General features: G+C 64.8%; 8 protein-coding genes. 2 read left to right on the top strand and 6 right to left on the bottom strand.

What is annotated here, in order from left to right:
- The first annotated feature begins 39 nt into the window (after window positions 1-39).
- Both trxA and TVH25_RS02475 read left to right on the top strand, forming a co-directional pair.
- Window positions 40-375, top strand: a complete 336-nt coding sequence (gene trxA / locus TVH25_RS02480) for a thioredoxin (RefSeq protein WP_169620910.1) — start codon at window positions 40-42, stop codon at window positions 373-375.
- 131 nt (window positions 376-506) lie between these two features.
- Entirely contained in the window at window positions 507-1,685 is a 1,179-nt protein-coding gene (locus tag TVH25_RS02475; RefSeq protein WP_422423276.1) for an N-acetylmuramoyl-L-alanine amidase, read from the top strand.
- Between the two features lie 39 nt (window positions 1,686-1,724).
- Here TVH25_RS02475 and TVH25_RS02470 read toward each other — a convergent pair whose 3' ends face one another.
- The 6 genes from TVH25_RS02470 to yidC all read right to left on the bottom strand — a co-directional run bounded on the left by TVH25_RS02470 (window position 1,725) and on the right by yidC (window position 7,822).
- Entirely contained in the window at window positions 1,725-2,429 is a 705-nt protein-coding gene (locus tag TVH25_RS02470; protein ID WP_422423275.1) for a GNAT family N-acetyltransferase, read from the bottom strand.
- A gap of 60 nt (window positions 2,430-2,489) precedes the next feature.
- Entirely contained in the window at window positions 2,490-3,695 is a 1,206-nt protein-coding gene (locus TVH25_RS02465) for a ParB/RepB/Spo0J family partition protein (protein WP_422423274.1), read from the bottom strand.
- Complete coding sequence (locus tag TVH25_RS02460) at window positions 3,692-4,663, bottom strand: ParA family protein (RefSeq protein WP_169652312.1); 972 nt, start codon at window positions 4,661-4,663, stop codon at window positions 3,692-3,694. The genes TVH25_RS02465 and TVH25_RS02460 overlap by 4 nt, the downstream gene beginning before the upstream one ends.
- Window positions 4,664-5,355: 692 nt before the next feature.
- Window positions 5,356-6,036, bottom strand: a complete 681-nt coding sequence (gene rsmG / locus TVH25_RS02455; protein ID WP_169620905.1) for a 16S rRNA (guanine(527)-N(7))-methyltransferase RsmG — start codon at window positions 6,034-6,036, stop codon at window positions 5,356-5,358.
- Window positions 6,037-6,144: 108 nt separating this feature from the next.
- Window positions 6,145-6,693 carry a protein jag gene (locus TVH25_RS02450; protein ID WP_169620904.1) on the bottom strand — a complete coding sequence of 183 codons (549 nt, stop codon included), beginning with the start codon at window positions 6,691-6,693 and terminating at the stop codon, window positions 6,145-6,147.
- Window positions 6,694-6,715: 22 nt separating this feature from the next.
- A complete protein-coding gene (gene yidC / locus TVH25_RS02445; RefSeq protein ID WP_169620903.1) occupies window positions 6,716-7,822 on the bottom strand; it encodes a membrane protein insertase YidC in 1,107 nt (368 codons plus the stop codon).
- Window positions 7,823-7,876: the final 54 nt, after the last annotated feature.

Raw genomic sequence — 7,876 nt, 5'->3', positions numbered from 1 at the left:
CACCCACCCCCCGATAACACGCGACACAAGGAGATAGCCGTGGCCGTCAAGGACACCAACACCGTCACCATCACCGATTCCTCGTTCGTCGAGGATGTGCTGCAGGCCGACAAGCCCGTGCTCGTCGACTTCTGGGCCACGTGGTGCGGTCCGTGCAAGATGGTTGCTCCGGTTCTCGAGGAGATCGCGGGTGAGCACGGCGACAAGCTGACGATCGCCAAGCTCGACATCGACGCGAACCCGTCGGCGGCCCGCGACTACCAGGTCATGTCCATCCCCACCATGATCCTGTTCTCCGGCGGCAAGCCCGTGAAGACGATCGTGGGGGCGAAGGGTAAGGCGGCGTTGCTTCGGGACCTCGCGGACGTCCTGTAGTACGGTCCCGAGGATCGATTCTCGGATGCGCCGCCCCGGGCCCCGGCTCCCGGCGCATCTGAGATAATTCCGTTCGATGCTGCCCTGCCCCGTGCCGGGCGCAATCCGGTCAGCACGGAAAGGCCCAACGCATGCGCCCTCTTCGTCACGGCGACCACGGCCCGGCAGTCGCCGAGATTCGGAGCACTCTGGCCGGTCTGGGTTTCCTGCACGCCCGTCCCGACTCCTCCGACAGCTGGATGGGGTCCGACGTCGTTTTCGACCGCGAACTCGACGGCGCCGTGCGCGCCTTCCAGCAGCAGCGCGGTCTGCTCGTCGACGGGATCGTCGGCGCGGCCACGTACCGCTCCCTCAAGGAGGCGTCGTATCGGCTCGGCGCCCGAACCTTGATGTACCAGCTGTCGGCGCCGGTGTACGGCGACGACGTGGCGGCGCTGCAGACCCGGCTGCAGGACCTGGGGTTCTACGTGGACCGCGTCGACGGCTACTTCGGCCAGAAGACCCACGAAGGACTCAGCTCGTTCCAGCGCGAGATCGGTCTCGCCGCGGACGGAATCTGTGGACCCGAAACGTTGCGGGCACTCGAGTTGCTCGGTACCCGGGTGTCGGGCGGATCGCCTCACGCCATCAGCGAGGAGGAGATCGTACGACGGTCGGGCCCCCAGCTGAGCGGTAAGCGCATCGTCATCGATCCCGGTCTGGGCGGCACCCACCACGGCATCATCGTGCCGAGCGCGCACGGGCCCATCTCGGAAGCCGACATCCTGTGGGATCTTGCGCGCCGCCTCGAGGGCCGCATGGCCGCGACCGGCATGGAGACGTTCCTCTCGCGCCCGTACCACGCGGATCCGACCGACGTCGAACGCGCCGGCACCTCCAACGCGTTCGGTGCCGATCTCATGATCTCGCTGCGCTGCGATTCGAGTTCGAACCCGCACGCGAGTGGCATCGCCAGCTTCCACTACGGCAACTCGCACGGTTCCGAATCCATGATCGGTCAGGTACTGACCGGGTTCATCCAGCGCGAGATCGTCGCACGAACCTCGCTGCAGGACTGCCGCAGCCACGGGCGCACCTGGGACCTGCTGCGCCTGACGAATATGCCCACCGTGCAGATCGATCTCGGTTACCTCACCAACGAGCACGACGCATCACTGCTCGCCGACCCGCGCACCCGTGACGTCATTGCCGAGGCAATCCTGGTCGCAGTGAAGCGCCTGTATCTGCTCGGGCAGGACGATCAGCCCACCGGTACCTACACGTTCGCCGAACTGCTGGCCGAGGAACTCTCCATCACCGAAACTCGCTGACTCGCTGCCGGGGACTCGGCACCGCGGTCGCCGGCACCTTTACGGCACACCCACCGCGGTGCGCCCGGTGACATCCTCCACGGTCAGTGAGGCCGCTTCGATCAGGCGCTCGAGAGCCGCTTCCACCTCTTCCTTCCATCCGTGGTCGCGGTCGAGTTCGAGCCGCAATCGGGGGAAGCGAGGATGCGGGGCGACCACCTCGAAGCCCATGTCCTCGAGAAAGTCGGCGCCGATCATGCATTCGGCAGGGGAGCATTCCCGCGCGGAGGTGGTGCTGGGCACGTCTCCCGCCGACGGCCTGTCGTCCTCCTGCGGACGCACCCCGAACGCTTCGAGCGCCCGGACGTTGCGGCGGACCAGATCGGTCACGACGGCGCGGATGAGATCGGCACCCACATCCAGGTCGGACGCGTGAGGCTCGATGCGCATCGTGGTGAGCAGAATCGCGTCGGCGCTGACGGGTGAGGTCGGGAAGAGTCGCGCCCGGGGAACCATGTTAGGTGGCGCGTAGAACGCCACCCCTGCCACTTTGTCGTCGGTGTCCCCGAACGTGGCGACCTGTGCGCACGACCCCCACTCGAGCATGACCATGGACAGCCACGCTTCTTTCTCGAATTCGGGATCGCAGAAGTTGCGGGCATCACCGGCGGGCGCCGGATCCATTTCCCAGAACACACACCGCCTCGGGTGCGCAGGCAACTGCTCGATCGCACTCAAGGACAGCGGCGTGACTCGCGTCGACACGGGATACCTTCGCCTCCACGTCTTTCTCTCACAGACTTTTGTCCGACCCCCCTCGGGAAGTCAAGACTGGCGGGCCCGATCGGTCGGATCCGCGCCGACCTCACGGTCGGTCTGCATCATGGTCACGATACGTTCGAGATCGTCCACAGACCCGAATTCGACTACGATCTTGCCTTTGCGCTTCCCCAGACTCACAGTCACGCGGGTGTCGAAGGAGTTGGACAGACGCTCGGCGACATCCTGCAACCCCGGCATCTGGATGGGCTTCCGCTTCGAGGATGGCGACGGCGTGGGAGCACCACTGCGGTTCGCGAGCATGACCGCTTCCTCGGTCGCGCGTACCGACATCCCTTCGGCGACGATCCGCATCGCGAGTGCTTCCTGAGCGTCGGCACCGGCTTCGAGCGCGAGCAGGGCGCGCGCGTGACCCGCGCTCAGCACGCCCGCAGCGACCCGCCGCTGGACAGGGATGGGCAGCTTGAGCAACCGGATCATGTTCGTGATGACCGGGCGCGAGCGTCCGAGGCGTGTCGCCAGTTCCTCGTGGGTGACCTCGAACTCCTCGAGCAACTGCTGATACGCGGCCGCCTCTTCGAGGGGGTTGAGTTGCACACGGTGGATGTTCTCGAGCAGAGCATCGCGCAGCATCGCGTGATCGTCGGTGTCCCGGACGATCGCGGCGATCGTGTCGAGTCCCGCTTCCTGGGAGGCCCGCCACCGGCGCTCGCCCATGATGATCTGGAAGCGGTCATCGTCGGCTCGCCGCACCACGATCGGCTGCATCAGGCCGAACTCTCGGATCGAGTGGACGAGTTCGGTCAGTGCCTCTTCGTCGAAGACCTGACGGGGCTGCTTCGGGTTCCGGTCGATTCGGTCGATCGGGATCTCGAGGTACACCGCCCCGGCGGGAGAGGGGAGTTGACCCTGATCGACCTCGGCGGACGCACCCTCGTCGCCTTCCGTGTCCGGCGCCGTGGATTCGGGAGAGGCAGGCTTCCCGTCGCCAATGATGAGGTCCGCTGCGGCGGATCCGAGTCCGGACGGCGACGAGGACATTCCCGGTGACGCACCGGCACGTCGACTGGGGGCAGGCTTCACGGGCGGCGCGGGAGCGGCCGGTGCCGATGCGCTGGTCGTCGATTCGGTGGTCGTGGAGGTGGTGGTCGTCGAGGTGGGCGCTGTCGTGGCCGGCGCAGTTACCGGTGGACCGGTCGGGATGAGAGCAGCCAAGCCTCGTCCGAGCCCGCCCTTGCGTGTCGCACTCATTCGTTCCCCTGCTTCTTCTGTATCCCGCGTGCCGCCAGCTCGCGACCCGCATCGAGGTAACTCATCGCGCCGCGCGATCCCGGATCGTAGTCGAGAACTGTCATCCCGTAGCCGGGAGCTTCGGAAACCTTCACGCTCCGGGGGATGACGGACCGCAGCACCGCGGACCCGAAGTGTGCGCGCACCTCGGAGGCGACCTGATCGGCAAGCTTCGTGCGGCCGTCGTACATCGTGAGCAACACCGTCGAGACATGAAGGTCGGGGTTGAGGTGCGACTGCACGAGTTCGATATTGCGCAGCAACTGCCCGACACCTTCGAGGGCGTAGTACTCACACTGAATCGGGATGAGCACTTCCTTGGCTGCGACAAGAGCGTTCACCGTCAGCAGGCCCAGTGACGGCGGGCAGTCGATGATGACGTAGTCGTACTCGCGCGGCCCGAGCGCGTCCTTCGTGAGTGCGTTCCGGAGACGGTTTTCGCGAGCCACCATCGACACGAGTTCGATCTCGGCGCCTGCCAAGTCGATGGTCGCCGGGATGCAGAAGAGGCGCTCGCTGTGGGGACTCTGCTGGACGGCGTCGACGGCGCGGACCTCGCCCAGGAGGATTTCGTAACTCGACGGAACGCCGGAGTGATGAGGTACTCCCAGCGCGGTACTCGCGTTGCCTTGAGGGTCGAGGTCGACGACGAGCACCGTCAGACCCTGGACCGCCAGCGCGGCGGCGAGGTTGACCGCGGTCGTGGTTTTGCCGACCCCACCCTTCTGATTCGCGATCGTGAACACGCGGCGCTCGTGCGGCTTCGGGAGAGCAATCGCATCGCTCGGGTGGAGCACCTGACTCGCGCGATGTGCCGCAGCGCCGATCGGCGTATCCATCGCGGAAAACCCATCGAAGGGGACGGGTGAGAACTCGTCGTTCATCGCCTCGGTTTCACGTGAAACAGCGGATTCAGATCCACCCGTCATAGAACGCTCCTTAAACGTTTGATCCGCACGGTCCGCACGCTACATCCTCTTCGCTCCGGGGACACGGCGCACGGGACGCGGCCTGTTCGAGCAACGAGGAGGCGAGGCATGTCCGAAGAATTGGTCGTGGCTTCGACGCGTCGACTCACGTCCACTTCCTCGGTCGGTTCAGTATTCCACCCGCATTCTATGTGGCTGCCGCGCGATCACACCGCAGGACGTTCCACGTGAAACAACGCTTCTTTGTTTCACGTGGAACATTGCGAGCCGGGGGGAGTGGGGAATGTTTCACGTGAAACTACGACACGTGTCGCTCGGGTCGCTGAGATACCGGTACTGCTTACTTCCGAGTATCTGAACATCTTGTTGCGCAACGTATTTGAAATTCCTTCGCCGTAAGACGTTGTGCCACAGCATTTCCCTCATCCGGAGCCACTTTTACACGGCACGGTCCCACATCTGGCGTCACAGTGACGAAAAGAGAAGGGGTCTCCGGTACCCGCCCGCACGGAAACAAAATCGACCCTTGACACCGTCCGAACTTTTCCGGATGCCACTCAGTACTCGAGAGACTGCCTCGAGCTCGAGAGGTATCCCGGTCGATCGGTACTCGAGATGTCCGGCGCCGGCCCGAACAAAACAAGCCCCTCGACTCCGCGAGGGGAGTGAGGGGCTCGTTTCACGTGGAACAGTTACTTGTTCTTTCTCCGCCGCGAAGGACGTGGCATGCGCTCCGCTTTCACGACGAGTGTCGGAACCGGAAGCGCATCGCGGCCGCACTCGAGCACCTCGAGATTGCCGGCACCGAGGCGGGCAAGCTCGTCTCGGTCTCGCTCGATCTCCTCGTGCGCCGAGGAACCTTTCAACGCGAGCATGCGGCCGCCTTCGTGGATCAGGGGGAGGGACCACTTGGCGAGTTTCGCGAGCGGCGCGACCGCCCGCGACGTGACCACGTCGGCTCCGCCGGCTTCCTGAAGCACACTCGGCTGTTCCGCGCGGCCTCGCACCACCAAGACATTGTCGAGACCGTTGGCTTCCACAAATTCCGCCAGATAGACCGTGCGTCGCAAGAGCGGCTCGACGAGTGTGATTCTCAGGTCGGGTCGAGCGATCGCCAGCGGAATACCCGGCAAGCCCGCTCCGCTGCCGACATCGACGACGGCCTCGTCCTCCTGGATGAGTTCGCCCAACACCGCGCAATTCAAGATGTGACGCTCCCACAGTCGGGACACTTCACGCGGACCGATCAGTCCGCGCTCGACTCCGTCGACCGACAGTGAGCGATGGTAACGCTCGGCAAGCTCGAATCTCTCGCCGAAGATCTGCTGGGCAGTGGCCAGCAATCCTGCCTCGTCTTGTTCCACGTGAAACATCCTCTCGTGCCGACGGCGTGCCGGCGGTGCCGGTCCCGCTGGCCTCCATCGAATAAAAAGAGGGACCCCGAGTGTTCAGGGTCCCTCTTCGAGCCGAAAGCGGACGGCTCAATCCTGCACGATCACAACGCGCCGATGCGGTTCGGCGCCTTCGCTCTCGCTGGAGACCCCGTCGACCTTCGCGACCGCATCGTGCACGATCTTGCGTTCGAAGGGAGTCATCGGGGCAAGTTCCTCACGACCGCCGCCGGCCAGGACCCGCTTCGCAGCGGAGGTACCCAGCTCGGTCAGCTCGGCGCGCTTGCCCGCACGCCAGCCCGCGATGTCCAGCATGAGCTTGCTGCGTTCCCCGGTGGCCTGCTGCACGGCGAGACGTGTGAGCTCCTGGAGGGCGTCGAGAACGTCACCGTTGGTTCCGACGAGCTTGCTCAGATCCTTGCCGCCGTCGATGCTCACGACGGCCCGGTCACCCTCGACGTCGAGGTCGATGTCGCCGTCGAAGTCGAGCACGTCGAGCAACTGTTCGAGATAGTCGCCGGCGATTTCCCCCTCTTCGATCAAGTCCTCGTCGTCGACCACGTCGGTGTCGAGTTCAGGCTCGCGCGCCTCGCCGGTCACCTCGATGTCCTCCTGTGCCTTGTCCAGGTCACTGGCCATGATCAGCTCTCTTCTACTTCGGTCAGCGCCGCTTGCGCTTGGAGTTCTTGGGACGGCTACCCGGCTTCGGGGCCGATGATCCGGGACCGGACGTGGGCGTCGAGTTGCCGTTCGCCTGAGCGTCTACGTCCTTGGTCAGCGAGACCTCGGGCGTCACGTCGGTGGCCGCACCGTCGGCAGGAGCACTCTCCGCCGCAGCGACGGCGCCCTTCTTCTTCTTCGCCTTGTTCGGACGGGCACCCGGCTTCGGGGCGTTCTCGTTGCGGCGTGCGAGCGCCGCTGCCCGCTTCTCTTCTTCTTCCTGATCGATCTTCCGGAAGACGAGATGCTGCTGGCCGTACGTCCACACGTTGTTGCTCACCCAGTACAAGATGATGGCGATCGGGAGGAACGGACCACCGACGAGCACACCGAGCGGGAACACGTAGAGCGCGAGCTTGTTCATGATCGCGGCTTGCGGGTTCGCGGCAGCCTGAGTGCTCTGGCGGGCGACGGAAGCGCGGGCGTTGAAGTGCGTGGCGATACCGGCCACGATCATGAGGGGAACGGCGACCGCCGCGATCTGCCACCGCGAAGGGATGTCACCGAACGGCGCGAAGGCCTCGAGCGAGGCGATCGGCTGAGTGATCCACGACGAGATCGGGGCACCGAACAGACGCGCGCTCAGGAAGGATTCGACATCTTCCGGGCTGAAGGCGTAGTTGCCGACACGTGCGTTCTCTTCCGGCGTCAGGCCGAGCTGGCCGAAGCCGGTACCGGTGCGGTTGAAGGACCGCAGCACGTGGAACAGACCGATGAAGACCGGCACCTGCAGCAGGACCGGCAGGCAACCCATCAGGGGGTTGAAGCCGTGTTCCTTCTGGAGCTTCTGCATCTCCAGTGCCTGGCGTTGCCGGTCGTTGGAGTACTTCTTCTGAAGCGCCTTGATCTGCGGCTGAAGTTCCTGCATCTGCCGGGTCGTGCGGACCTGCTTGACGAACGGCTTGTACAGGATGGCGCGGAGGGTGAACACGAGGAACACCACCGACAACGCCCACGTCCAGCCGCTGTCGGGAGCAAGGACGAACGAGAAGGCTTTGTGCCAGACCCAGAGGATCCAGGACACGGGATAGTAGATGAAGTCGAGCACGGCTCTATGTACTCCTCGGGTCGTCCATGTCGCCACGGAGAGGCGTCGGTCTCA

Origin of the sequence: Rhodococcus sp. 7Tela_A2, from assembly GCF_049311045.1 — a bacterium.
In the GTDB taxonomy this organism is placed as follows: Bacteria; Actinomycetota; Actinomycetes; order Mycobacteriales; family Mycobacteriaceae; genus Rhodococcus.
This window is presented reverse-complemented; position numbering and strand designations above follow the sequence as displayed.

Coding starts and splice junctions, on each gene's coding strand:
- TVH25_RS02475 (WP_422423276.1), top strand. CDS start 507: ATGCGCCCTCTTCGTCACGGCGACCACGGCCCGGCAGTCGCCGAGATT.
- TVH25_RS02465 (WP_422423274.1), bottom strand. CDS start 3,695: ATGAGTGCGACACGCAAGGGCGGGCTCGGACGAGGCTTGGCTGCTCTC.
- TVH25_RS02460 (WP_169652312.1), bottom strand. CDS start 4,663: ATGACGGGTGGATCTGAATCCGCTGTTTCACGTGAAACCGAGGCGATG.
- rsmG (WP_169620905.1), bottom strand. CDS start 6,036: ATGTTTCACGTGGAACAAGACGAGGCAGGATTGCTGGCCACTGCCCAG.
- TVH25_RS02450 (WP_169620904.1), bottom strand. CDS start 6,693: ATGGCCAGTGACCTGGACAAGGCACAGGAGGACATCGAGGTGACCGGC.